This window comes from Herbaspirillum huttiense (assembly GCF_004367745.1).
GTDB lineage: Bacteria > Pseudomonadota > Gammaproteobacteria > Burkholderiales > Burkholderiaceae_D > Herbaspirillum > Herbaspirillum huttiense.
This window is the reverse complement of the sequence record NZ_CP037993.1, coordinates 4462597-4486898: the sequence shown is the minus strand read 5'-3', so window position 1 is coordinate 4486898 and position 24302 is coordinate 4462597. Positions and strand designations below refer to the sequence as shown.

Here is a 24302-nt window from a genome sequence, read left to right as displayed (position 1 = left end):
GCGATGAGTGCCTCCGTGGTTCCCGCTTGCGAGCTGTGCGCCGGCGATGGTGGCGAGGTGCTGTGGCAGCATCCGGCGTTTCGCGTGGTGCTGGTCGATGAGGCCGATTATCCGGGCTTCTGCCGGGTGATCTGCCATGCGCACGTGAAGGAAATGACCGACCTCGCCCCGGCGCAGCGCACCCTGCTGGCCAATGCGGTGTGGGCGGTCGAGGCCGCCCAGCGCGAGGTGATGCAGCCCGAGAAGGTCAACCTGGCCACGCTGGGCAACATGACCCCGCACGTGCACTGGCATGTGATCCCGCGTTTCACCGATGATCGCCATTTCCCTAGCCCGGTCTGGGCCGAGCCGCGCCGTGCGGCCGATGAGGGCTCGCTGGCCGCCCGCCGTGCACTGCTGCCGCAGTTGCGCGAAGCAGTGCGCCGGCATCTCGATGCGGCAGGCCTGACGGCCTGATGCTGGCAGTAGCCCGGCGTGCGGTGACGCAGCCGGGCGCGATGTTTCTTCTCACCAATTTCAACAAGGGAGAGCCCATGAGCGCCCCGTCTTCTCCGGTTCCGGTGTCCTTCAAGGTACGCAAGCTCTCGCGCGTGGTCGAAGTCGAGTTCGATGACGGCGTGATGTTTTCCCTGCCCTTTGAACTGATGCGCGTTCTGTCGCCCTCGGCCGAAGTGCGCGGCCACGGACCGGGCCAGGAAGTGCTGCAGACCGGCAAGCGCGACGTCGAGATCCACGGCATCGAACCGGTCGGCAACTATGGCGTCAAACCGCTGTTCTCGGACGGCCACGCCAGCGGCATCTTCACCTGGGATTACCTCTACCAGCTCGGCCGTGACCAGGCTGCCCTGTGGGAAGCCTATCTGCAGAAACTGGAAGCGGCCGGCTTCACCCGTGAAAGCGGGCGTGATCACCAGCCCGTCGAAGGAGGCAACGCGCATGCCTGCGGCCATCATCACTGAGCAACCCGGCTGGCTCATCCGTGCCGCGCGTCCTGAGGATGCCGAGGGCGTCACGACCTTGGTGAACCTGCCGGGTTTCCGTTTCGGCACCCTGCGCCTGCCTTATCAGACACTGGAGCAGACGCGCCATTGGCTGACTACCGGCGTCAACGGCGTCAACGGCGGCCTGCATCTGCTGGCCTTGCTGGATGACCAGGTAATCGGCCAGGCCAGCCTGCATCGTTCGGCCGGCAGGCGCGCGCACGCGGCCGGTATCGGCATGGGCGTGCACGATGCGTATTGCGGGCAGGGTGTGGGCAAGGCGCTGCTGGCCGAGCTGGTGCAGGCAGCCGATCAGTGGCTGGACATTCGCCGGCTGGAACTGACCGTATTCGCCGACAATGCGGCCGCGATCGCGCTTTACAGCAAGCTCGGCTTCGAAGTGGAAGGTACCTACCGCAAATATGCCTTCCGTGAGGGCCGCTACGTGGATGCCTTGTCGATGGCCCGGCTGCGCGAGCGCTGATACGCATCAATACCTGCCACGGCAGCAAGCAAGCCCAAGCCGGATGCTCCCCTTATAATGTCGTCTTCATCGTTACAGGCCCAGCCATGACCAACACCACCCACTTCGGTTACGAAACCGTCAAAGAAGAAGAAAAGGTCCGCAAGGTCGCGGAAGTGTTCCACTCCGTCGCTGCCAAGTACGACGTGATGAACGACTTCATGTCGGCGGGCCTGCATCGCATCTGGAAAGCCTTCACCATCGCCCAGGCCGGCGTGCGTCCGGGCTTCAAGGTGCTCGACATCGCCGGCGGTACCGGTGACCTCTCCAAGGTCTTCGCCAAGCAGGCAGGTCCGAGCGGCGAAGTCTGGCTTACCGACATCAACGAATCCATGCTGCGCGTGGGCCGTGACCGTCTGCTCAACAAGGGCATCGTCACCCCGACCATGCTGTGCGATGCCGAGAAGCTGCCCTTCCCGGACAATTATTTCGACCGCGTCTCGGTGGCCTTCGGCCTGCGCAACATGACCCACAAGGATGCCGCCCTGGCCGAGATGCGCCGCGTGCTGAAACCCGGTGGCAAGCTGCTGGTGCTGGAATTCTCCAAGGTCTGGGCGCCGCTCAAGAAACCCTATGACGTCTATTCCTTCTCGGTCCTGCCGTGGCTGGGCAAGAAGGTGGCCAACGATGCCGACAGCTATCGCTACCTGGCCGAATCGATCCGCATGCACCCCGACCAGGAAACCCTGAAGCAGATGATGGAACAGGCCGGCCTGGACCGCGTGCAGTATTTCAACCTGACCGCCGGTGTGGCTGCGCTGCATACGGGCATTAAGATGTGATTAATGCTGGGCGCGCCAGCATTAAGGCTGGCTTAATTCTGCCCGGCGACAATGATGGCTCCGATGTGGCGGCTTGCTTTTCCCTCGGCCCGCTCGCCACTTCGTCATCATCCACAAGAGGCAAGCCCATGAAAAAAATATTCCTCGCACTGCTGCTGGCGATCACTTCGCTCTCCCTCATCATGTCGCCCGCCGAGGCCAAGCGCCTGGGTGGCGGTGGTTCCTTCGGCAAGCAATCCTCCAATTACTCACGTCAGGCGGCTCCCTCTGCGCCGTCTTCGCCGTCCTATAGCCAGCCTTCCCGTCCTGCCGCACCGGCCGCCGCACCGCAAAGCGCTCCCATGCCCAAGCCCGCCAGCCCCTGGCGCAATGTGCTGGGCGGTGCCCTGCTGGGCTTCGGCCTCGGTGCGCTGATGTCGCACTTCGGGATCGGTGGCGCGCTCGGCGGCATGCTGGGTTCGCTGCTGACCATTGCGCTGCTGTGCGCGCTGGTGATCTTCCTGATCCGCCTGTTTGCCCGTGGCCGTGAAGCGCAGAACAACAATCCGGCCTATGCCACACCGATGCCGGGCGTGAGCCCCATCGGCAGCGCGGCTGGTGCCACACCGGAAATCGGCTCCGGCCTGCGCGACGTCAATCCGCCGCCGGCGGTCCCGCACGCGGCACCGGCAGCACTGCAAGGCAACAGCTACGGTGGTACGGCCCAGCCGGCGCAGATCCAGCAATGGGGCATCCCCGAAGGCTTTGATACTGCCGGATTCGTGCGCAATGCCAAGACCTATTTCATCCGCCTGCAGGCGGCGTGGGATCGCGCCGATGTCAACGACATCCGTGAATTCACCACGCCCGAGATGTTCGCCGAACTGCGCATGCAGCTGACCGAACGTGGCGCCGCGCCCAATGCCACCGATGTCGTGCAGCTCGATGCGCAATTGCTGGGCATCGAGACCATGGCCTTCGATTACCTGGCCACAGTGCGTTTCCAGGGGCTCATCAAGGAAGCGCCGGATGCCTCGGCCGAACCCTTCGCCGAGATCTGGAATCTCTCCAAACCGCTCAACGGCAGCGGCGGCTGGGTGCTGGCGGGTATCCAGCAGGTCTGATGCAGGCACAAGGCGCGCTGGATCAAGCCAGCCGCAGTGCCTGAACCTTGCCAGTGCGCCAAGCTGGTACACTTGAAACCGCCCGGCTTTTGCGGGCGGTTTTGTTTTGGCGGAGGGAATTCTTTCTGCTCCGGCGTACTCAACCTGTAGTCCTCCGATCCACTCCGATTCTGGAATCCATGTCCGTGCTGCCCGATCCGTCCACTCTTGTCTCCGGCCTCGACCCGATGAAACCTGCCGCTGCGGTGATCAATCACCTGCTGGCCCAGGAACCGTGGGCGCGCGACACCCTCATGGCCCACGCCGGCAAGGTCGCCTGCATCGATACCGGCGTCATGCAATTGCGCCTGAAGGTGACCGGCGATGGCTACCTGCAGGAGGTGCCGGCCGATGCGCTGGCCAATGTCACCATCCGCCTGAAGCTGTCCGACCTGCCGCTGATTGCCGCCAACCGCGAGCGCGCCGTCTCTTACGTCAAGCTGGAGGGCGATGCCGATTTCGCCAATGCGATTTCGCAACTGAGCCAGAAGCTGCGCTGGGATGCCGAGGATGATCTCTCCCGCGTGGTCGGCGATGTTGCTGCGACCCGTATCGTCTCCGGCGCGCGTGGCCTGTTTGATGCCGCCCGCACCACCCAGCGCAAGCTGACCGAAAACCTTGCCGAGTATTTCCTGGAAGAACAACCGATGCTGATCCGCCCCCGCCAGTTGCAGGATTTTTCTGCCGACGTCGTGCGCCTGCGCGATGACCTGGAACGCCTGTCCAAACGCATCGAGAAACTGGAGCGTCGTTAAATGCTGCTGCGTTCCATGCGTTTGCTCAAGATCATCCGTGTCGCCATTCTCTACGGCCTGGATGAAATCATCGCCTCCGAATTCGCGCCGCCGCGCATCGCCCGCATCATCAACCGCATCTTCTTCTGGCGCGACCTGACTGCGCCGCGCGGTGAGCGCCTGCGTCGTGCGCTGGAGGATCTCGGTCCCATCTTCATCAAGTTCGGCCAGGTGCTTTCGACCCGGCGCGACCTGATGCCGCCCGATATCGCCAATGAACTGACGCTGCTGCAGGACCGTGTGCCGCCCTTCGAATCGGAACTGGCGGTCAAGCAGATCGAAAAGTCCTTGGGCGCGCATCCGGACCAGCTCTTCGCCAGCTTCGAACGCACCCCGGTGGCCTCGGCCTCGATTGCGCAGGTCCACTTCGCCACCCTGAAGGATGGCAAGGAGGTGGCCGTCAAGGTGCTGCGTCCCGGCATGCGCGACATCATCGATCACGACATCGGCCTGATGCATGTGGCTGCCGACTGGCTGGAACGCCTGTGGGCCGATGGACGTCGCTTGAAGGCCAAGGAAGTCGTGGGCGAGTTCGACAAGTACCTGCACGACGAGCTGGACCTCATGCGCGAAGCGGCCAATGCCAGCCAGCTGCGCCGCAACTTCGCCGAGTCCACGCTGCTGATGGTGCCGGAGATGTATTGGGATTATTGTTCATCCTCGGTCATCGTGATGGAGCGCATGTACGGCATCCCGATCTCGCAGACCGAGCGCCTGCGCGCCGAAGGGGTCGACCTGTCCAAGCTCTCGCGCGATGGCGTGGAGATTTTCTTCACCCAGGTGTTTCGCGATGGCTTCTTCCACGCCGACATGCACCCCGGCAACATCCTGGTGTCGGTGGCCCCGGAAACCTTCGGCCGCTACATCGCGCTGGACTTCGGCATCGTTGGCACGCTCAACGATTACGACAAGGATTACCTGTCGCAGAATTTCCTGGCCTTCTTCCGCCGCGACTACAAGCGCGTAGCCGAGGCCCACATCGAATCCGGATGGGCGCCCAAGGAAACCCGCGTCGATGAACTCGAAGCGGCCGTGCGTGCCTGCTGCGAACCGATCTTCGACCGACCGTTGAAGGACATCTCCTTCGGCCAGGTGCTGCTGCGCCTGTTCCAGACCTCGCGCCGTTTCAACGTGGAAGTGCAGCCGCAGCTGGTGTTGCTGCAGAAGACCCTGCTCAACGTCGAAGGCCTGGGCCGCCAGCTTGATCCGGACCTGGATCTGTGGAAGACCGCCAAGCCCTATCTCGAACGCTGGATGAGCGAGCAGATCGGCTGGCGCGGTTTCGTCGAACAGCTGAAGGTGGAAGTGCCGCGTTACAGCCGCCTGCTGCCGGAACTGCCGCGCCTGGCGCATCAGGCGCTGACGCGCTATACCGACGGTGAGAGCCAGCCGCAGAACACCGAGCTGATCCGCAAGCTGCTGGCCGAGCAGCGGCGCACCAACATGCTGCTGGGCGTGATCGTTTATTTCGGGGGCGGGCTCATCGGCGGCATCATCGTGATACAGGTGCTGATGCACTTCCTGAAGTTCTATTGATGTAAATGATTTAAATCATTTAGATGATTTAGATGATTTGGATGATTTGGATGATTTAGATAGTTTGGTTAATTTGGTAACTATCTAAAACTGTCTTCAGCAAGCGCCGGCCTATGCCGGCGTTTCGCATGGTTCAACCCGAAACAACAGAGGCCAAGAACACCGTGGGAACCAACGACAACAGCCTGTCCGATGCACGCGTGCGCATGTTGCCTTACATCGTGGCGGCGACTTTCTTCATGGAGTATCTCGATACCACCATCATCGCCACGGCCTTGCCGCAGATGGCGCAGTCCTTCGGTGTCGGGCCCAATGAATTGAGCCTGGGCATGACGGCCTACATGCTGACGCTGGCCGTCTTCATTCCCATCAGCGGCTGGGTGGCCGACCGCTTCGGTTCGCGCACGGTGTTCGGCATCGCCATTGCCATCTTCACGCTGGCTTCCGTTTTGTGTGGCTATTCGCAGAACGTGTGGGAGTTCACCGCAGCGCGGGTGCTGCAAGGCCTGGGTGGCGCAATGATGGTACCGGTCGGGCGCATGATCGTGGTGCGCAGTACCGGCAAGGACAGACTGATGAAAGCCATTGCCACCATCACCTGGCCGGCCATCGTGGCCCCGGTGGTGGGGCCGTCCATCGGCGGTTTCATCACCACGTACGCATCATGGCATTGGATCTTCTTGATGAACGTACCGTTCGGGTTTGCGGCGTTCATTGCCGTCATGCGCGTGGTGCGCAATGAACACGGCCACAGCAAGCGGCCGCTGGACGTGATCGGTTTCCTGCTCTCGGGCGCGGCGCTGACTTCGCTGCTGTATGGCACCGAGATCGCCAGCCATATGGAATCCAATATCAAGGTGGCACTCGGCTTCGTGGCCTTGGGCGTAGTGCTGGGGTACTGCGCGTGGCGGCACATGCAGCGCATCGAACATCCGCTGCTGGATTTTTCCAACCTGCGCATTCCGACCTATTCGGTGACGGTGCTGACCGGTTCGCTCACGCGTATTGGCGTGGATGCAGTGCCTTACCTGATGCCGCTGATGTTCCAGATCGGTTTCGGCCTGACGGCGTTCCAGTCGGGGTTGCTGCTGTTGGCAACCGCCCTCGGCAATCTCGGCATGAAGGCGTTCACCACGCGCGTCCTGCAGCGTTTCGGTTTTCGTAGCGTGGCGGTCAACAATGCGGCCATCGCCGGTTGCCTCATCATCGCCTGCGGCCTGCTCACGCCGGGCACGCCGCTGCCGGTGATCCTGGGGGTGATCTTCTGCTACGGGCTGTCGCGTTCGATGCAGTTCTCGACCCTGGCCACGCTGGCTTATGCGGATATCAGCGATGCCCGCAAATCCTCGGCCAGCACGCTCTGGAGCGTGGCGCAGCAGATGACCATCGGCATGGGCATCGCCTTCGGTGCGCTGGCCTTGCGTATCGCGGCGGCGATCCGGGGCGAGCAGATCGATGCCACCGGCGCGCATTTCACGCTGGGCGATTTCCAGTGGGCTTTTGCGATGGCTGGCGTGGTGACGTTAATTTCGGTCATCGGCTATCGCGGCCTGGCGCGGGACGCCGGCAGCAATATCGGTGGCGGGATGCGCGCCGCGCAAGGCAAGCGCTGAACTTCTCGGACGTGTATTCAGCGGTGCGCCGAAAAGCGCTCCGCCAGCCGCTCGCGGCGGAAGTGCTCGACCACGAAATCGACGAATACCCGCGTCTTGGCCGGCAGCAGCCGCGCCGCGGTGAAGTAGAGCGAGAGCATGCCGGTATCCACGTACCAGTCCGGCAGCACTCGCACCAGCGTGCCGCGATCCAGATAGAGCAGGGCATGCGGCATCGACACCAGCGTGATACCCAGTCCCGCTTCGGCCACCTCGCAAGCCGCATTGGCATCGCTCATGGTCATGCGTTGCTGCAGCGTGACCGGTGCCTGCTGGCCGTCGTGGTCGCGTAGAGAGAAGGGCCGTACGCGCCCGGTCTGGGGCGAGCGGATCAGGATGCCCGCATGCTCGGCCAGGTCGGCCGGCGAGCGCAAGGCCGGGTGCGCCTCCAGATAGGCGGGCGAAGCCAGCAGCACCCGATGCGCCGGGGCCAGCTCGCGCGCCACCACGCCGGGCGACAGCTCGGTGCCGCCGGCGATGGCGGCATCAAAGCCCTCGGTGATGAGGTCCACGGAGCGGTTCTCGAAATGCCAGTCCGGCTGGATGCCCGGATAGCGCCCCAGGAATTCTCCCAACAAGGGCACGATGTATTGCCGCCCGAATCCTGTCCCCATGCTGACCTTGAGCGTGCCGGCCGGCTGTCCGCCAGCGCTGGCGAGATTGGCCACGGCGCTGCGGATGGCTTGCAGGCCGCCGCCCACTTCCTGCAGGAAGCGTTCGCCCGCTTCGGTCAGCGAGAGCTTGCGGGTGCTGCGGTGAAACAGGCGCACGCCCAGCGAAGTTTCCAGCCGTGCCACGTTCTTGCCCACGGCCGCCGACGTCAGGCCGAGCTGGCGTGCCGCCGCCGAAAAGCTGCCGGCGTGGGCCGCAGCGACGAAGCATTCGATGCTGGTCATGGTTTCCATCGCTCGATTCTAAACCATTGGTTTAAAAAGAAGATAGGGATTGCCAGCTAGTCGCCGCATAATCAAACGCCGATACTTGCTTCAACCCGGACGCACACAGCAGCACGCCGCTGCGGGCCGACGGGGCCAACCCATCACTTTCAAGGAGCAAGATCATGAACAAGCAAATCCAGAACGCCGCCGCATCCCCATCCGCATCCACCCTGGCCTCCAAGGTGGCCTTCGTGCAAGGCGGTTCGCGCGGCATCGGCGCGGCCATCGTGCAGCGCCTGGCCGCCGAAGGCGCCACCGTCGCCTTCACCTACGTCACTTCGCCGGACAAGGCGCAAGCCCTGGTCTCCCGCGTGGAAGCCGCCGGTGGCCGCGCCCTGGCGATCCAGGCCGACAGCGCCGATGCAGCCGCCCTGCAGCAAGCCGTCCGCCTGGCCGCAGAGACCTTCGGCCGGCTCGATATCCTGGTGAACAATGCGGGCGTGCTGGCCATGGGCCCCATCGATGAGTTCAAGCTGGAGGATCTGGATCGCACCCTGGCCGTGAATGTGCGCAGCGTGGTCGTGGCGACCCAGGCCGCCGTGCGCTACATGGGCGAAGGTGGCCGCGTCATCAGCATCGGCAGCACCAATGCCGACCGCATCCCCTTTGCCGGCGGTGCCGTGTATGCCATGAGCAAGTCGGCGCTGGTCGGCCTGACCAAGGGGCTGGCCCGCGACCTTGGTGCGCGTGGCATCACCGTCAACAACGTCCAGCCCGGTCCGGTCGATACCGACATGAACCCGGCCAACAGCGACTTCGCCACTTCCCTGACTGGCCTGATGGCACTGCCCCGCTATGGCAAGGCTGAAGAAATCGCCAGTTTCGTGGCCTATCTCGCAGGTCCGGAAGCGGGCTACATCACCGGTGCCAACCTGATGATCGATGGCGGTTTCTCGGCTTGATCGCTGCTCAGTCCGTCACTCTCAGGACGAAAAAAAACCTCGCACCGGTCTGCACCGGGCGAGGTTTTTTCGTGAGAAGGGGAATCAGGCGAACAGGCGAGCCAATTCTACGCCCGGCTCCGGGGCACGCATGAAGGCTTCACCGACCAGGAAGGCATGCACGTCGGCATCGCGCATGCGCTTGACATCGTCCGGGGTGGCGATCGCCGATTCGGTGACCACCAGCTTTTCCGGGGGGATGCGCGGCAACAGGTTCAGGGTGGTGTCTAGCGTGGTCTCGAAGGTGCGCAGGTTGCGGTTGTTGATGCCCAACAGGCGGGTCTTCAGCTTGAGGGCCGCGTCCAGTTCAGCCTGATCGTGGACTTCCACCAGCACGCTCATGCCCAGCTCATGGGCGCAGGCTTCCATGTCGGCCATCAGGCCGTGGTCCAGCGCGGCCACGATCAGCAGGATGGCGTCCGCGCCCCAGGAGCGCGCTTGATAGATCTGGTAATGATCCATCATGAAATCCTTGCGCAGTACCGGCAGGGCACACGCGGCGCGCGCCTGCCTGAGGTAGTCCGGCGAGCCCTGGAAGAATTGTTCATCGGTCAGTACCGACAGGCAGGCCGCGCCATGTTCGGCATAGCTCACCGCGATCTCGGCCGGCTTGAAGTCGGGACGGATCACGCCCTTGGAAGGCGAGGCTTTCTTGACTTCGGCAATCACGCCGGCCTGGCCGTTGGCGATCTTGCCGCGCAGGCTCTCTTCGAAATTGCGCAGTTCCGAGCGCAATTCGCTATCGGTTTCCACATCGCGGCGCAGGCTGGCGAGGTCGCGCTGCTGCTTGGCGATGCGGACTTCCTCGGCCTTGACGTCGAGGATCTTGTTGAGGATGTCGGACATGGGGCTCCTGTCAGGGGTCTGAGTTGAGGGGCGGAGATCAGTGCTTGCCGCCGAGCTGGCGGGTCACCTGGACGAACTGGTCCAGCTTGGCACGCGCCGCACCGGAAGCGATGGTGGCACGCGCCGTCTGCAGGCCCTCGGCGATCGAGGGCGCAACGCCGGCCGCATAGAGCGCGGTGGCGGCATTGATGACTACGATGTCGTGCACCGGACCGGGTTCCCCACGCAGGGCTTCGAAGATTTTCTCCTTGGACTCGGTAGCATTGCCGACCTGCAAGTTGCGGCTGGCAAACATGGACAGGCCGAAATCTTCCGGATGGATCTCGTATTCGCGGATCTCGCCGTTGACCAGCTCGCCCACCATGGTGGCACCGCCCAGCGTGACCTCATCCAGATTGTCTCGGCCCCAGACCACGATGGCGTGCTGCGCGCCCAGGCGTTGCAGCACGCGCACCTGGATGCCGACCAGGTCGGCATGGAACACACCCATGAGGATGTTGGGAGCCCCGGCCGGATTGGTGAGCGGACCGAGGATGTTGAAGATGGTGCGCACGCCCAGCTCCTTGCGCACCGGCGCCGCATGCTTCATGGCGGCGTGGTGGTTGGGGGCGAACATGAAGCCGATGCCGGTCTGGGCGATCGATTGCGCCACTTGTTCGGGTTGCAGGTTGATGTCTGCGCCCAGGGCTTCAAGCACGTCGGCGCTGCCCGAGGAGGAGGAGACACTGCGTCCGCCATGCTTGGCCACGCGCGCACCGGCGGCCGCCGCTACGAACATGGAGGCGGTGGAAATGTTGAAGGTGTGCGCGCCATCGCCGCCGGTGCCGACGATGTCGAGCAGGCGGGAGGTGTCGGCCATCGGCACCTTGGTGGCGAATTCGCGCATGACCTGGGCCGCGGCGGCGATCTCGCCGATGCTTTCTTTTTTCACGCGCAGGCCCATGGTGAGGGCCGCGATCATCACTGGCGACATCTCGCCGCTCATGATCTGGCGGAACAGCGTCAGCATTTCATCGTGGAAGATTTCGCGATGCTCGATACAGCGCAGCAGCGCTTCTTGGGGAGTGATGGGCATGTCTTGTCTCGATTTGTCTAATGGTCTCAGCCGTGGGCGCTGCCGGTCAGGAAGTTCTTGAGCAGGGCGTGGCCGTGCTCGGAGAGGATGGACTCGGGGTGGAACTGCACGCCTTGCAGGTCGAACTCCTTGTGACGCACGCCCATGATCTCGCCATCATCGGTCCAGGCGGTCACTTCCAGGCAATCCGGCAGGGTGGCGCGTTCGATGGCCAGCGAGTGGTAGCGGATCACGGTGTAGGGAGTGGGCAGGTCCTTGAAGACGCCCACGCCGGTGTGCGCGATCTTGGACGTCTTGCCATGCATGACCTGCTTGGCGCGGATGATGTTGCCGCCGAAGGCTTCACCGATGGCCTGGTGGCCGAGGCAGACGCCGAGGATGGGCAGCTTGCCGGAAAATTCCTTGAGCAGGTCCACGCAGATGCCGGCTTCCTTGGGGCTGCAGGGGCCGGGGGAGAGGCAGATGCGTTCGGGGTTGAGCTTCTTGATGTCATCCAGCGTGATCTCGTCATTGCGGATGGTCAGCACCTCTTCGCCCAGCTCGCCGAAGTATTGCACCAGGTTGTAGGTGAAGGAGTCGTAGTTGTCGATCATCAGCAGCATTTAGATTTCTCCGTCCAGGCCATCTTGCACTTGTTCAGCAGCGCGCAATACGGCACGCGCCTTGTTTTCGGTTTCTTCCCATTCCATTTCCGGCACCGAGTCGGCCACGATGCCGGCGGCCGCCTGCACGTACAGCGTGCCGTCCTTGATGACGCCGGTACGGATCGCAATGGCCACGTCCATCTCGCCGCCGAAGGAGAGATAGCCGCAGGCGCCGCCGTAGATGCCGCGCTTGGTCGGTTCCAGTTCGTCGATGATTTCCATGGCGCGCACCTTGGGGGCGCCCGAGAGGGTGCCGGCCGGGAAGGTGGCCTTGAGCACATCCAGGTTGGACATGCCGGGTTTGAGGATGCCCTCGACGTTGGAGACGATGTGTTGCACGTGGGAATATTTTTCAATCACCATCTGGTCGGTGACCTTGACGCTGCCGGTGGTGGCGATGCGGCCGATGTCGTTGCGGGCCAGGTCGATCAGCATCACGTGTTCAGCGATTTCCTTGGGATCGGCCAGCAGTTCGCGCGCCAGCTGTTCATCGCGCTCGATGGTGGAGCCGCGTGGGCGGGTGCCGGCCAGCGGGCGGATGGTGATCTTCTTCTGGCCTTCGCCGATGGATTCGTTGCGCACCAGGATTTCCGGCGAGGCACCGACGATCTGCATGTCGCCGAAGTTGTAGAAGTACATGTAAGGGGAGGGGTTCAGCGAACGCAGCGCGCGGTACAGCATCAGCGGCGAATCCACATAGGATTTCCTGAGGCGCTGGCCGATCTGCACCTGCATCAGGTCGCCGGCCATCACGTATTCCTTGGCGCGGGCCACGGCCTTGAGGTATTCGTCCTTGGGGAATTCGCGGATCGTTTCGGTACGCACCGAACCGGTGGTCACCGGTGCATCGGCCGGGCGGCGCAGCATGGCGCGCAGGTCGCGCAGGCGCTGGCGGCCACGGGAGAAGGCTTCCGGCTGGGTAGGGTCGGCGTAGACGATCAGGTAGAGCTTGCCGGAGAGGTTGTCGATGACGGCCAGTTCTTCGGTCAGCAGCAGCTGGATGTCGGGCAGGCCCAGCGTATCTTGCGGGGCGCTGTTTTCCAGGCGTTTTTCGATGTAGCGCACGGCGTCGTAGCCGAAGTAGCCGGCCAGGCCGCCGCAGAAGCGCGGCATGCCGGGACGGATGGCGACCTTGAAGCGGGATTGATACTCGGCGATGAATTCCAGCGCATTGCCCTGGGCGGTCTCGATGACCTCGTCATTTTTCAGTACCTCGATCTGCTGGCCGCTGCAGCGAATCTTGGTGGAGGCGGGCAGGCCGATGAAGGAATAGCGCCCGAAGCGCTCACCACCGACCACCGACTCCAGCAGGAAGGTGTTCTTGCCGGTGTTGTGGCTCTGGGCCAGCTTGAGATAGAGCGTCAGCGGGGTTTCCAGGTCGGCGAAGGCTTCGGCGATCAGGGGGATGCGGTTGTAGCCTTCGGCGGCCAGCGATTTGAATTCGAGTTCGGTCATGTGTCACTCCAGACCGCCATTGTAGGGTACGCGGGCCTGGCCGCAGACCGTCGCAACACGCCATGAAGCCATGGACGCGATGCACGCGGATGCAGCAGACAGGTGCGGACTCTCGTCAGCGGTGTCGTTATGAGAATTGCGGGAAATGCGGAGGATGCGGTACCACAACAAACGACCTGGCACGCAGGTGCGGCCAGGTCCAGGCGTCAATTACTGCGCCTGGAATTGCCAGCGTCGCCACAGCCAGGCCTCAGGGGCGGCTGTCGGTTGAGCGGTTCGTTTGTTGTTACGAAACATTGATGTGGGTCGCGATTGGATCTTCGGTCTGTCGACCGGTGAGCTGACGGGTTGTCAGTCCACCGAGATTTGCTGCGCTGCTTCTACAAGCGTCGAAACTATACCATCCGAATCGACGTCGTGTATAGATTCACCGTGATTGTATCCATACGGAACATTCAGGACACGGCAACCGGCCGCGCGGGCGGCCTGGGCATCGTTGCTGGAGTCGCCGATGGCCACGACCTGCGCGGGTTGCAGGGCGAAATCCTCACAGACTTGCAGCAAGGGCATGGGATCGGGCTTCTTCTTCGGGAAGGAATCGCCGCCATAGACGATCTCGAAGAAATCGCGCAGCCCCTTCTTCTGCAGCAGCGGTACGGCGAAGGCCAGCGGCTTGTTGGTCACGCAGGCCAGGCGCAGGCCCTTGGCGCGCAGGGCTTGCAGGCCCTCGACCACGCCCGGGTAGAGCGAGGAATAGTCGCCATTGATGGCCAGGTAGTGCTCCGTGTAGCTGTCCAGCGCCTGCCGGAAGTATTGCGCTGCCTCGTCCTCGGCATAGTCCACGGCGAGCACACGCCGGATCAGGTTCTCGGTCCCCTTGCCGACGAAGTTGACGATGGTTTCCTGGGACAGGGGCGTGAGTCCCAATTCTTCACGCATGCGGTTGACCGCGACGTGGAAGTCAGCGGCCGTATCCAGCATGGTGCCGTCGAGGTCGATGATGGCGGCCTTGATGTTGGTCAGATTCTTCATATGCCCGGTAAACCTCGTTGTTTGTTCGTCTGGCGAAGGGGAGGTGCGATCAGACCTGGGCCAGTTCGGCGCGCATGGCGTCGATGACGGCCTTGTAGTCCGGCTTGCCGAAGATGGCCGAACCGGCCACGAAGGTGTCGGCACCGGCGCGGGCTGCCGCGGCGATGTTCTCGACCTTGATGCCGCCATCGACTTCCAGCAGGATGTCGCGGCCGGATTCATCGATGCGGCGGCGCACTTCGGCGATCTTTTTCAGGGCTTCCGGAATGAAGGACTGGCCGCCGAAACCGGGGTTCACCGACATGATCAGGACCATGTCCAGCTTGTCCATGACGTGATCCAGGTAATGCAGCGGCGTGCCGGGGTTGAATACCAGGCCGGCCTTGCAGCCGTTGTCGCGGATCAGTTGCAGGGAGCGGTCGATGTGCTCCGAGGCTTCCGGGTGGAAGGTGATGAGGTTGGCACCGGCCTTGGCGAAATCGGGGATGATGCGGTCCACCGGCTTGACCATCAGGTGCACGTCGATCGGCACTTGCACGTGCGGGCGGATGGCTTCGCACACCAGCGGGCCGATGGTCAGGTTGGGGACATAATGGTTGTCCATCACGTCGAAGTGAATGAAATCGGCACCGGCGGCGACGACATTGCGCACTTCTTCACCCAGGCGGGCGAAATCGGCGGACAGGATGCTGGGGGCGATACGGTAGGTCGGCATGGCTGTAAACAAAGGATGGCTGAATCGACATTGGCCGTCGGGCGCAGGCGCGAAGGCGGCAAAACCGCTATTCTACCTTGCTGCAGCTCGCAGGCCCGGCCGATGCGCCGTCAGGCCTGCCTGCGGCGGTCCTGCGGAACGCATCGGCTTGCGCTGCTTGCTGAATTCGTGTGCAATCCGGGGTGGCCGCGCGGGCAAGACCGATTGCAAATCGCCGGCGCGGCGGCAGTCCCCTTCACAACACAGGAAATTCCATGGCAGCGTATGAGTTCACGGTGACGGTCAAGACCCAGTACCTGGAGGAACAATCCGATCCATCGCGTTCGCATTACGTGTTCGCCTATGCGATCACCATCGTCAATACCGGCACGGTCCCTGCCCAGTTGATCTCGCGCCACTGGGTCATCACCGACGCCAACAACCACGCGCAGGAAGTGCGCGGCCTGGGCGTGGTCGGGCATCAGCCCTTCCTGCAGCCCGGTGAGCAGTTCGAGTACACCAGCGGTACCTCGCTCGGGACCCCCCAGGGCAGCATGCATGGTGAATATTTCTGCGTGGCCGAGGATGGCGAGCAATTCGACGTGCGCATCCCCGAGTTCGTGCTTTCACTGCCGCGCACCTTGCACTGAATTTTTCTTCCTGAGGCGGGGCGACGGATTTTTCAGCGCGGGTCGCTGTCTGTCGTCTCTCGCGCTGGCTGCTGTTTCTTTTCCTGCGCTTCTTTCTGCCTGGCGCTGACGGGCCGGCCATTGTGTTCCTTGCGTCCCGAGAACATGGTCCACCAGACGATGAAGACCAGCACGAAGAAGGCGGCACTGGCCTCCAGGATCAACCACAACATGAATTTGTCTCCAATGTCATTGAATCGTTTTGCCAAGCTGTCGGCGCTGCGGCGTCTTAGTGTACCTGCGATGGCGGTCTCGGTCGCTGTCCTGCTGGCGGCCTGCCAGACTACGCCGCTGACCACGCCGGCTCCGAGCCAGCCGTCGCCCAAGCCAGTGGCCCAGCCGGGCCCGGCCATGCGCGCCACCACCTTCTCTCAGCTCCCGGGCTGGAACAATGACGACCTGCGCGAAGCCTGGCCAGCGCTGCAGTCTTCCTGCTCGGTCATGATTCGCAAGCCCGAGTGGCGCGCCGCCTGTGGCGCGGCGCAGCAGGTCAATGCCAATGACCTGGGCTTCCTGCGCCAGTATTTCGAGACTTATTTCACGCCGTATCAGCTGTTCAATCCCGATGGCACCGACACCGGGCTGGTGACCGGCTACTACGAGCCCCTGCTGCGCGGTTCGCGCCGCCGCGCAGGGCCCTATCAGACACCGCTGTACCAGGCGCCGGACGACCTGCTGACCATCGACATGGCCAGCGTCTATCCCGAACTGAAGAACCTGCGCCTGCGCGGCAAGGTGGTCGGACGCAAGGTGGTGCCGTATCCGACGCGCGCCGAGTTGATGCAGGGCAATAGCCTGTCCGGCAAGGAAATCGTCTGGGTGGATGATCCGGTGGAGGCCTTCTTCCTGCAGGTGCAGGGCTCGGGCCGCGTGTATCTGCCGGAGTCGCGCGAGACCATTCGCCTGGCCTATGCGGACCAGAATGGCCGTCCCTACAAGTCGATCGGACGCTATCTGGTGGACAAGGGGGAGATGGAGCTGTCCCAGGCATCCGCCCAGAACATCAAGGCCTGGGTGCAGGCCAATCCGGCGCGCAAGGAAGAGTTGCTCAATGCCAATCCCAGCTATGTCTTCTTCAAGGAAGAAAAGCTGCCGGATCCTTCCAAGGGACCCAAGGGGGCGCAAGGCATTCCGCTGACCCCGCAGCGTTCCATCGCCATCGACCCGCAGCATGTGCCGCTGGGGGCACCGGTGTTCCTGGCGACCACGCTGCCCAATAGCGACCGGCCGCTGCAGCGGCTGGTGGTGGCGCAGGATACGGGCGGTGCCATTCGTGGCGTGGTGCGGGCCGACTATTTCTGGGGCTTTGGCGATGAAGCCGAGGATCGCGCCGGGGCCATGAAGCAGCGCGGCATGATGTGGGTGCTGCTGCCCAAGGGGATGACGCCGCCGGGTGGCAACTGAATTTCGGTGAATTCCTTGCGGCAATGAAAAAGCCTGATCCTGTCGAGGGATCAGGCTTTTTTGCCGATTGAGGAGCTTATCTACAAGAATCAGCGCAGTACCAGCACCGGGATGGTCGAATGCGTCAGCACCTTCTGCGTCTTGCTGCCCAGGAAGATGCGCGAGAGGCCGCTGCGCCCGTGGGAGGCCATGAAGATGGCGTCGCAGCCGTGCAACGTCGCCGCCTTGATGATTTCTTCATCGGGATTGAAGGACATCACGATCTCCGTCTGGCAGGGTACGCCGGCGGCGGCCGCAGCATCTGCGATCTTCTTGATGTGCTGATTGGCCAGGGTTTTGACGTTTTCTTCATAAAGGGCGGGATCGATCGCCATCGAGCTCTCGGCCAGCGGCGAGAAGGGGTAGGGTTCGGCCACCGAGATGCCGACGATGCTTGCGCCGCTGTTTTTGGCGTAGTCGATGGCCGTCGCGATGGCCTTGTCCGAGCGTTCGGAGCCGTCCGTGGGGACCAGGATATTCTTGAACATGTTCGCCTCCTTATATAGGGATAGGGTATGCGCCGCTGCGCACAGGGAATGACTCCAATATAGTCCCGTGGTGCCTTGCCCGCATGAAATTCTTGGCAGTCATTGCGCCAGGTCGGACTGGTGCATTATTTTTGGCTTATTCTTGCGGTTCGCCGTGCCGGTTGCTGCCACGCCCGGGCGGATTGCCGATTCATTCATAAGAAGGAGACCCACTATGAGCTATGAAAACATCCTGGTCGAGACCCATGACAAGGTCGGCCTGATCCGCCTGAACCGTCCCAAGGCGCTCAATGCCTTGAGCGACGATCTGATGAGCGAGCTGGGAACGGCATTATTGGCCTTCGATGCTCAGGAAGAGATCGGCTGCATCATCGTCACCGGCAGTGAGAAGGCCTTCGCGGCGGGGGCTGATATCAGTGTGATGGCCGGGTTTGATTATATGGATGTCTTCAATGGGGAATTCATCACACGCAACTGGGAGACCCTGCGTCGCATCCGCAAGCCGGTGATTGCCGCAGTGGCGGGCTATGCGCTGGGCGGTGGCTGTGAGCTGGCGATGATGTGCGATTTCATCATCGCGGCCGACAATGCGAAGTTCGGGCAACCCGAGATCAAGCTGGGCATCATCCCGGGCGCTGGCGGTACGCAGCGCCTGCCGCGTGCGGTCTCCAAGTCCAAGGCCATGGACCTGGCGCTGACGGCCCGCATGATGGATGCACAGGAGGCTGAGCGTGCCGGGCTGGTGTCGCGCATCGTGCCGGCGGAGAAGCTGATGGAAGAAGCCATGGCGGCTGCGGTGACCATTACCGAGATGCCGCGCCAGGTGGCGATGATGGTGAAGGATTCGGTCAATCGTGCCTACGAGACCACCTTGTCCGAGGGGATGAAGTATGAGCGCGCGCTCTTTTATAGCTGCTTCGCTACCGAGGACCAGAAGGAGGGCATGAAGGCCTTCCTGGAAAAGCGGCCGGCGGTGTTCAAGAACGCCTGATCATTTCTCTTTCCATGGAGAAGAAAGGGTCGCCCGTCAGGGCGGCCCTTTTTTCTGAATGATTTACTATTTATTCATATCCAGCGGAAATCGCTGCCAGTCAGGGTTTTGCGGGAATTTGGCGTTGATGGCGAAGCACTGCACTTGTATTATTTTCGAGATTTTTTCGAAAGTGCTTGCGCGGCATGTAGTGGGTTGCTATAGTTCGCCCCCTGCTGACGCGGCACACGAAGTGAAGTTGAAAAACAGAGCGACGGATGTCGGCGAAGCAAGGAGTAGTGACGCAGGGTGTAAGGCGTTTTAAATGGAAGTAGTCGAGCGGTAGCAAAAGCGAAGACGAAAAGATTTAAAACGAATCGCAAAAAAGTAGTTGACGCGATAAACAAACTGCTACATAATCTCGTTTCTCTGCTGCTGACGAACAAAACGATTCGCAGCGATGCAAACAGCGCCAAGCTCATTTGCGACAGACAGATCTTTAAAAATTAACAGCCGATAAGCGTGGGCGTTTAATGAAGTGCGACAGAACTTCGGTTCTGGAAACTTTAAATATTAAATGCTCACAAGAAATATAGGTAAGTTCGCAAGAAATTACCTGTCAGTATTTTGAGAGAGCGATGCCCTTCGGGGTAGCCAGAAATGGCACAAAACAGAGATTAAACTAAAGAGTTTGATCCTGGCTCAGATTGAACGCTGGCGGCATGCCTTACACATGCAAGTCGAACGGCAGCATAGGAGCTTGCTCCTGATGGCGAGTGGCGAACGGGTGAGTAATATATCGGAACGTGCCCTAGAGTGGGGGATAACTAGTCGAAAGACTAGCTAATACCGCATACGATCTACGGATGAAAGTGGGGGATCGCAAGACCTCATGCTCCTGGAGCGGCCGATATCTGATTAGCTAGTTGGTGGGGTAAAAGCCTACCAAGGCAACGATCAGTAGCTGGTCTGAGAGGACGACCAGCCACACTGGGACTGAGACACGGCCCAGACTCCTACGGGAGGCAGCAGTGGGGAATTTTGGACAATGGGGGCAACCCTGATCCAGCAATGCCGCGTGAGTGAAGAAGGCCTTCGGGTTGTAAAGCTCTTTTGTCAGGGAAGAAACGGTAGTAGCTAATATCTACTACTAATGACGGTACCTGAAGAATAAGCACCGGCTAACTACGTGCCAGCAGCCGCGGTAATACGTAGGGTGCAAGCGTTAATCGGAATTACTGGGCGTAAAGCGTGCGCAGGCGGTTGTGTAAGTCAGATGTGAAATCCCCGGGCTCAACCTGGGAATTGCATTTGAGACTGCACGGCTAGAGTGTGTCAGAGGGGGGTAGAATTCCACGTGTAGCAGTGAAATGCGTAGATATGTGGAGGAATACCGATGGCGAAGGCAGCCCCCTGGGATAACACTGACGCTCATGCACGAAAGCGTGGGGAGCAAACAGGATTAGATACCCTGGTAGTCCACGCCCTAAACGATGTCTACTAGTTGTCGGGTCTTAATTGACTTGGTAACGCAGCTAACGCGTGAAGTAGACCGCCTGGGGAGTACGGTCGCAAGATTAAAACTCAAAGGAATTGACGGGGACCCGCACAAGCGGTGGATGATGTGGATTAATTCGATGCAACGCGAAAAACCTTACCTACCCTTGACATGGATGGAATCCCGAAGAGATTTGGGAGTGCTCGAAAGAGAACCATCACACAGGTGCTGCATGGCTGTCGTCAGCTCGTGTCGTGAGATGTTGGGTTAAGTCCCGCAACGAGCGCAACCCTTGTCATTAGTTGCTACGAAAGGGCACTCTAATGAGACTGCCGGTGACAAACCGGAGGAAGGTGGGGATGACGTCAAGTCCTCATGGCCCTTATGGGTAGGGCTTCACACGTCATACAATGGTACATACAGAGGGCCGCCAACCCGCGAGGGGGAGCTAATCCCAGAAAGTGTATCGTAGTCCGGATTGGAGTCTGCAACTCGACTCCATGAAGTTGGAATCGCTAGTAATCGCGGATCAGCATGTCGCGGTGAATACGTTCCCGGGTCTTGTACACACCGCCCGTCACACCATGGGAGCGGGTTTTACCAGAAGTGGGTAGCCTAACCGTAAGGAGGGCGCTCACCACGGTAGGATTCGTGACTGGGGTGAAGTCGTAACAAGGTAGCCGTATCGGAAGGTGCGGCTGGATCACCTCCTTTCTAGAGTGCGCACGAAGTTAAGCGTCCACACTTATCGGCTGTAAATCAAGAACAGTTATTTGGTGAAGCACGGTCCGTGACACAAGTCACTGACTGGCTACTGATACTGATCCAAGCGGGTCTGTAGCTCAGCTGGTTAGAGCACCGTGTTGATAACGCGGGGGTCGTTGGTTCGAGCCCAACCAGACCCACCAAAGTTTCGGGGGTTTAGCTCAGCTGGGAGAGCACCTGCTTTGCAAGCAGGGGGTCGTCGGTTCGATCCCGTCAACCTCCACCAAGAAATGTCAAACCTAAGTCAGCGTCGCAAAACGCAAGACGTAGTGATTTAGGTTTGATCTTTTATGATCAATGGCTGTTTTTGTTCTTTAACAATCTGGAAGAAGTAAAGATTCATTTGATGATGAATGCCAGGACTGCGGTCCTTGTATGAATCAAAAAAATGGGTGTGATTGTATCAATCAAAGTATTACGAAGTGATCTTAGCAATTAGAAGACTTACTTTGGAATACGGCAAACGCTAAAACTCAACGCTTCATATAACGCTCTTGCAAAAGAGGCTAACGTTATAGGAACAAGCGAATAAGTGCACATGGTGGATGCCTTGGCGATTACAGGCGATGAAGGACGTAGTAGCTTGCGATAAGCTGCGGGGAGCTGGCAAACAAGCTTTGATCCGCAGATTTCCGAATGGGGAAACCCGGCCGTAAGGTCATCGTTATCTGAATACATAGGGTAACGAAGCGAACGTGGCGAACTGAAACATCTAAGTAGCTACAGGAAAAGAAATCAACCGAGATTCCCAAAGTAGTGGCGAGCGAAATGGGATCAGCCTGCAAGATTTAGCATCAACGATAGCAAAACGGAATGGAAAGTCCGGCCATAGTGGGTGATAGCCCCGTATGCGAAATCGATGGTGTGGAACTAGGCTTGCGACAAGTAGGGCGGGACACGTGAAATCCTGTCTGAACATGGGGGGACCATCCTCCAAGGCTAAATACTCGTAATCGACCGATAGTGAACCAGTACCGTGAGGGAAAGGCGAAAAGAACCCCGGAAGGGGAGTGAAATAGATCCTGAAACCGTGTGCATACAAACAGTAGGAGCCTCGTAAGGGGTGACTGCGTACCTTTTGTATAATGGGTCAGCGACTTACATTCAGTGGCAAGCTTAACCGAATAGGGAAGGCGTAGAGAAATCGAGTCCGAATAGGGCGTTCAGTCGCTGGGTGTAGACCCGAAACCAAGTGATCTATCCATGGCCAGGTTGAAGGTGCGGTAACACGCACTGGAGGACCGAACCCACTAATGTTGAAAAATTAGGGGATGAGCTGTGGATAGGGGTGAAAGGCTAAACAAACTTGGAAATAGCTGGTTCTCTCCGAAAACTATTTAGGTAGTGCCTCAAGTATCACCATCGGGGGTAGAGCACTGTTATGGCTAGGGGGTCATCGCGACTTACCAAACCATTGCAAACTCCGAATACCGATGAGTGCGAGCTTGGGAGACAGACGCCGGGTGCTAACGTCCGACGTCAAGAGGGAAACAACCCAGACCGCCAGCTAAGGTCCCAAAGATTGGCTAAGTGGAAAACGAAGTGGGAAGGCTAAAACAGTCAGGAGGTTGGCTTAGAAGCAGCCATCCTTTAAAGAAAGCGTAATAGCTCACTGATCGAGTCGTCCTGCGCGGAAGATGTAACGGGGCTAAGCCAGTCACCGAAGCTGCGGATATCCGCAAGGATATGGTAGGAGAGCGTTCTGTAAGCCTGTGAAGGTGTCTTGTAAAGGATGCTGGAGGTATCAGAAGTGCGAATGCTGACATGAGTAGCGATAATGCGGGTGAAAAGCCCGCACGCCGTAAGCCCAAGGTTTCCTGTTCAACGTTCATCGGAGCAGGGTGAGTCGGCCCCTAAGGCGAGGCAGAGATGCGTAGCTGATGGGAAGCAGGTTAATATTCCTGCACCGTCGTTAGATGCGATGGGGGGACGGATCGCGGAAGGTTGTCCGACTGTTGGAATAGTCGGTTTTTGCATCGAAGAAGGCTGTTAGGCAAATCCGGCAGCGTAATTCAAGGGTGTGAGACGAGCGAACTTGTTCGCGAAGCAATCGGAAGTGGTTCCAAGAAAAGCCTCTAAGCTTCAGTCTAACGAGACCGTACCGCAAACCGACACAGGTGGGCGAGATGAGTATTCTAAGGCGCTTGAGAGAACTCGGGAGAAGGAACTCGGCAAATTGGTACCGTAACTTCGGGATAAGGTACGCCCAAGTAGTTTGACTGGCCTGCGCCAGAAGGACAAAAGGGTTGCAATAAAATGGTGGCTGCGACTGTTTAATAAAAACACAGCACTCTGCAAACACGAAAGTGGACGTATAGGGTGTGACGCCTGCCCGGTGCTGGAAGATTAAATGATGGGGTGCAAGCTCTTGATTGAAGTCCCAGTAAACGGCGGCCGTAACTATAACGGTCCTAAGGTAGCGAAATTCCTTGTCGGGTAAGTTCCGACCTGCACGAATGGCGTAACGATGGCCACACTGTCTCCTCCCGAGACTCAGCGAAGTTGAAATGTTTGTGATGATGCAATCTACCCGCGGCTAGACGGAAAGACCCCATGAACCTTTACTGTAGCTTTGCATTGGACTTTGAACCAATCTGTGTAGGATAGGTGGGAGGCTTTGAAGCAGGAACGCTAGTTTCTGTGGAGCCGACCTTGAAATACCACCCTGGTTTGTTTGAGGTTCTAACCTTGGTCCGTTATCCGGATCGGGGACAGTGCATGGTAGGCAGTTTGACTGGGGCGGTCTCCTCCCAAAGTGTAACGGAGGAGTTCGAAGGTACGCTAGGTACGGTCGGACATCGTGCTAATAGTGCAATGGCATAAGCGTGCTTAACTGCGAGACTGACAAGTCGAGCAGGTACGAAAGTAGGACATAGTGATCCGGTGGTTCTGTATGGAAGGGCCATCGCTCAACGGATAAAAGGTACTCTGGGGATAACAGGCTGATTCCTCCCAAGAGTTCATATCGACGGGGGAGTTTGGCACCTCGATGTCGGCTCATCACATCCTGGGGCTGTAGCCGGTCCCAAGGGTATGGCTGTTCGCCATTTAAAGTGGTACGTGAGCTGGGTTTAAAACGTCGTGAGACAGTTTGGTCCCTATCTGCCGTGGGCGTTGGAAGTTTGAAGGGGGCTGCTCCTAGTACGAGAGGACCGGAGTGGACGAACCTCTGGTGTATCGGTTGTCACGCCAGTGGCATTGCCGAGTAGCTAAGTTCGGAAGAGATAACCGCTGAAAGCATCTAAGCGGGAAACTCGCCTTGAGATGAGACTTCCCGGGAACTAGATTCCCCTAAAGGGTCGTTCGAGACCAGGACGTTGATAGGTCAGGTGTGGAAGCGCAGTAATGCGTTAAGCTAACTGATACTAATTGCCCGTGCGGCTTGTTCCTATAACATTAGCTCTGTTATAGACAA

At 59.9% G+C, this 24302-nt stretch carries 21 protein-coding genes, 2 tRNA genes and 2 rRNA genes; 16 read left to right on the top strand and 9 right to left on the bottom strand.

What is annotated here, in order from left to right; genetic code table 11:
- Positions 1-3: 3 nt before the first annotated feature.
- The 8 genes from E2K99_RS20055 (at position 4) to E2K99_RS20020 (ending at position 7370) form a co-directional block, all read left to right on the top strand.
- Positions 4-456 carry an HIT family protein gene (locus tag E2K99_RS20055; protein ID WP_121045837.1) on the top strand — a complete coding sequence of 151 codons (453 nt, stop codon included), beginning with the start codon at positions 4-6 and terminating at the stop codon, positions 454-456.
- A 77-nt stretch (positions 457-533) separates the two neighbouring features.
- Entirely contained in the window at positions 534-959 is a 426-nt protein-coding gene (locus E2K99_RS20050; RefSeq protein ID WP_039786816.1) for a gamma-butyrobetaine hydroxylase family protein, read from the top strand.
- On the top strand, positions 937-1464 hold the full coding sequence (locus tag E2K99_RS20045) for a GNAT family N-acetyltransferase (RefSeq protein WP_134223325.1): 528 nt from the start codon (positions 937-939) through the stop codon (positions 1462-1464). The genes E2K99_RS20050 and E2K99_RS20045 overlap by 23 nt, the downstream gene beginning before the upstream one ends.
- A gap of 86 nt (positions 1465-1550) precedes the next feature.
- Positions 1551-2285 carry a bifunctional demethylmenaquinone methyltransferase/2-methoxy-6-polyprenyl-1,4-benzoquinol methylase UbiE gene (ubiE, locus tag E2K99_RS20040; protein ID WP_134223324.1) on the top strand — a complete coding sequence of 245 codons (735 nt, stop codon included), beginning with the start codon at positions 1551-1553 and terminating at the stop codon, positions 2283-2285.
- Positions 2286-2413: 128 nt separating this feature from the next.
- A complete protein-coding gene (locus E2K99_RS20035) occupies positions 2414-3388 on the top strand; it encodes a Tim44 domain-containing protein (RefSeq protein WP_134223323.1) in 975 nt (324 codons plus the stop codon).
- 179 nt (positions 3389-3567) lie between these two features.
- A complete protein-coding gene (locus E2K99_RS20030) occupies positions 3568-4182 on the top strand; it encodes a ubiquinone biosynthesis accessory factor UbiJ (protein ID WP_205703708.1) in 615 nt (204 codons plus the stop codon).
- The gene (ubiB, locus tag E2K99_RS20025) at positions 4183-5757 is read left to right on the top strand and encodes a ubiquinone biosynthesis regulatory protein kinase UbiB (protein ID WP_121045839.1); all 1575 of its coding nucleotides are present in this window, start codon (positions 4183-4185) and stop codon (positions 5755-5757) included. It begins immediately after the preceding gene.
- Positions 5758-5885: 128 nt separating this feature from the next.
- Positions 5886-7370: an MFS transporter gene (locus tag E2K99_RS20020; RefSeq protein WP_420840844.1), complete on the top strand. Its 1485-nt coding sequence runs from the start codon at positions 5886-5888 to the stop codon at positions 7368-7370.
- Positions 7371-7387: 17 nt separating this feature from the next.
- Here the strand turns inward: E2K99_RS20020 and E2K99_RS20015 are convergent, their stop codons facing one another.
- Positions 7388-8314, bottom strand: a complete 927-nt coding sequence (locus E2K99_RS20015; protein WP_134223321.1) for a LysR family transcriptional regulator — start codon at positions 8312-8314, stop codon at positions 7388-7390.
- Positions 8315-8469: 155 nt separating this feature from the next.
- Here E2K99_RS20015 and E2K99_RS20010 point away from each other — a divergent pair, with 155 nt between their 5' ends.
- The gene (locus tag E2K99_RS20010) at positions 8470-9249 is read left to right on the top strand and encodes a 3-oxoacyl-ACP reductase family protein (RefSeq protein ID WP_134223320.1); all 780 of its coding nucleotides are present in this window, start codon (positions 8470-8472) and stop codon (positions 9247-9249) included.
- 84 nt (positions 9250-9333) lie between these two features.
- On the opposite strand, the gene trpC is transcribed toward E2K99_RS20010, so the two are convergent.
- The 6 genes from trpC to rpe all read right to left on the bottom strand — a co-directional run bounded on the left by trpC (position 9334) and on the right by rpe (position 15055).
- Positions 9334-10134, bottom strand: a complete 801-nt coding sequence (gene trpC, locus E2K99_RS20005) for an indole-3-glycerol phosphate synthase TrpC (RefSeq protein WP_134223319.1) — start codon at positions 10132-10134, stop codon at positions 9334-9336.
- 37 nt (positions 10135-10171) lie between these two features.
- On the bottom strand, positions 10172-11209 hold the full coding sequence (gene trpD, locus E2K99_RS20000; RefSeq protein WP_034340151.1) for an anthranilate phosphoribosyltransferase: 1038 nt from the start codon (positions 11207-11209) through the stop codon (positions 10172-10174).
- A 26-nt stretch (positions 11210-11235) separates the two neighbouring features.
- Positions 11236-11811, bottom strand: coding sequence for an aminodeoxychorismate/anthranilate synthase component II (locus E2K99_RS19995; protein ID WP_039786828.1), 576 nt, complete (start codon positions 11809-11811; stop codon positions 11236-11238).
- Complete coding sequence (gene trpE / locus E2K99_RS19990; RefSeq protein ID WP_034340156.1) at positions 11812-13308, bottom strand: anthranilate synthase component I; 1497 nt, start codon at positions 13306-13308, stop codon at positions 11812-11814.
- A 351-nt stretch (positions 13309-13659) separates the two neighbouring features.
- A complete protein-coding gene (locus E2K99_RS19985) occupies positions 13660-14340 on the bottom strand; it encodes a phosphoglycolate phosphatase (protein WP_134223318.1) in 681 nt (226 codons plus the stop codon).
- A 49-nt stretch (positions 14341-14389) separates the two neighbouring features.
- The gene (gene rpe / locus E2K99_RS19980; RefSeq protein WP_006465098.1) at positions 14390-15055 is read right to left on the bottom strand and encodes a ribulose-phosphate 3-epimerase; all 666 of its coding nucleotides are present in this window, start codon (positions 15053-15055) and stop codon (positions 14390-14392) included.
- A 254-nt stretch (positions 15056-15309) separates the two neighbouring features.
- Here rpe and apaG point away from each other — a divergent pair, with 254 nt between their 5' ends.
- Positions 15310-15684, top strand: coding sequence for a Co2+/Mg2+ efflux protein ApaG (gene apaG, locus E2K99_RS19975; RefSeq protein WP_039786847.1), 375 nt, complete (start codon positions 15310-15312; stop codon positions 15682-15684).
- 32 nt (positions 15685-15716) lie between these two features.
- Here the strand turns inward: apaG and E2K99_RS19970 are convergent, their stop codons facing one another.
- Entirely contained in the window at positions 15717-15896 is a 180-nt protein-coding gene (locus E2K99_RS19970) for a hypothetical protein (RefSeq protein WP_034340164.1), read from the bottom strand.
- On the opposite strand from E2K99_RS19970, the gene mltA reads away from it, so the two are divergent.
- Entirely contained in the window at positions 15895-17127 is a 1233-nt protein-coding gene (gene mltA / locus E2K99_RS19965; protein WP_134223317.1) for a murein transglycosylase A, read from the top strand. The genes E2K99_RS19970 and mltA overlap by 2 nt on opposite strands.
- A gap of 89 nt (positions 17128-17216) precedes the next feature.
- Here the strand turns inward: mltA and E2K99_RS19960 are convergent, their stop codons facing one another.
- Entirely contained in the window at positions 17217-17654 is a 438-nt protein-coding gene (locus E2K99_RS19960) for a universal stress protein (RefSeq protein ID WP_039786852.1), read from the bottom strand.
- Positions 17655-17868: 214 nt separating this feature from the next.
- Here E2K99_RS19960 and E2K99_RS19955 point away from each other — a divergent pair, with 214 nt between their 5' ends.
- The 5 genes from E2K99_RS19955 to E2K99_RS19935 all read left to right on the top strand — a co-directional run bounded on the left by E2K99_RS19955 (position 17869) and on the right by E2K99_RS19935 (position 24277).
- On the top strand, positions 17869-18645 hold the full coding sequence (locus E2K99_RS19955) for an enoyl-CoA hydratase (RefSeq protein WP_134223316.1): 777 nt from the start codon (positions 17869-17871) through the stop codon (positions 18643-18645).
- Positions 18646-19303: 658 nt separating this feature from the next.
- A 16S ribosomal RNA gene (locus E2K99_RS19950) occupies positions 19304-20836 on the top strand.
- A 117-nt stretch (positions 20837-20953) separates the two neighbouring features.
- Positions 20954-21030 (top strand) — tRNA-Ile (locus E2K99_RS19945).
- 7 nt (positions 21031-21037) lie between these two features.
- Positions 21038-21113 (top strand) — tRNA-Ala (locus E2K99_RS19940).
- Between the two features lie 292 nt (positions 21114-21405).
- Positions 21406-24277, top strand: a 23S ribosomal RNA gene (locus tag E2K99_RS19935).
- Together the 16S and 23S rRNA genes with 2 tRNA genes alongside form the textbook arrangement of a ribosomal RNA operon.
- Positions 24278-24302 lie beyond the last annotated feature (25 nt).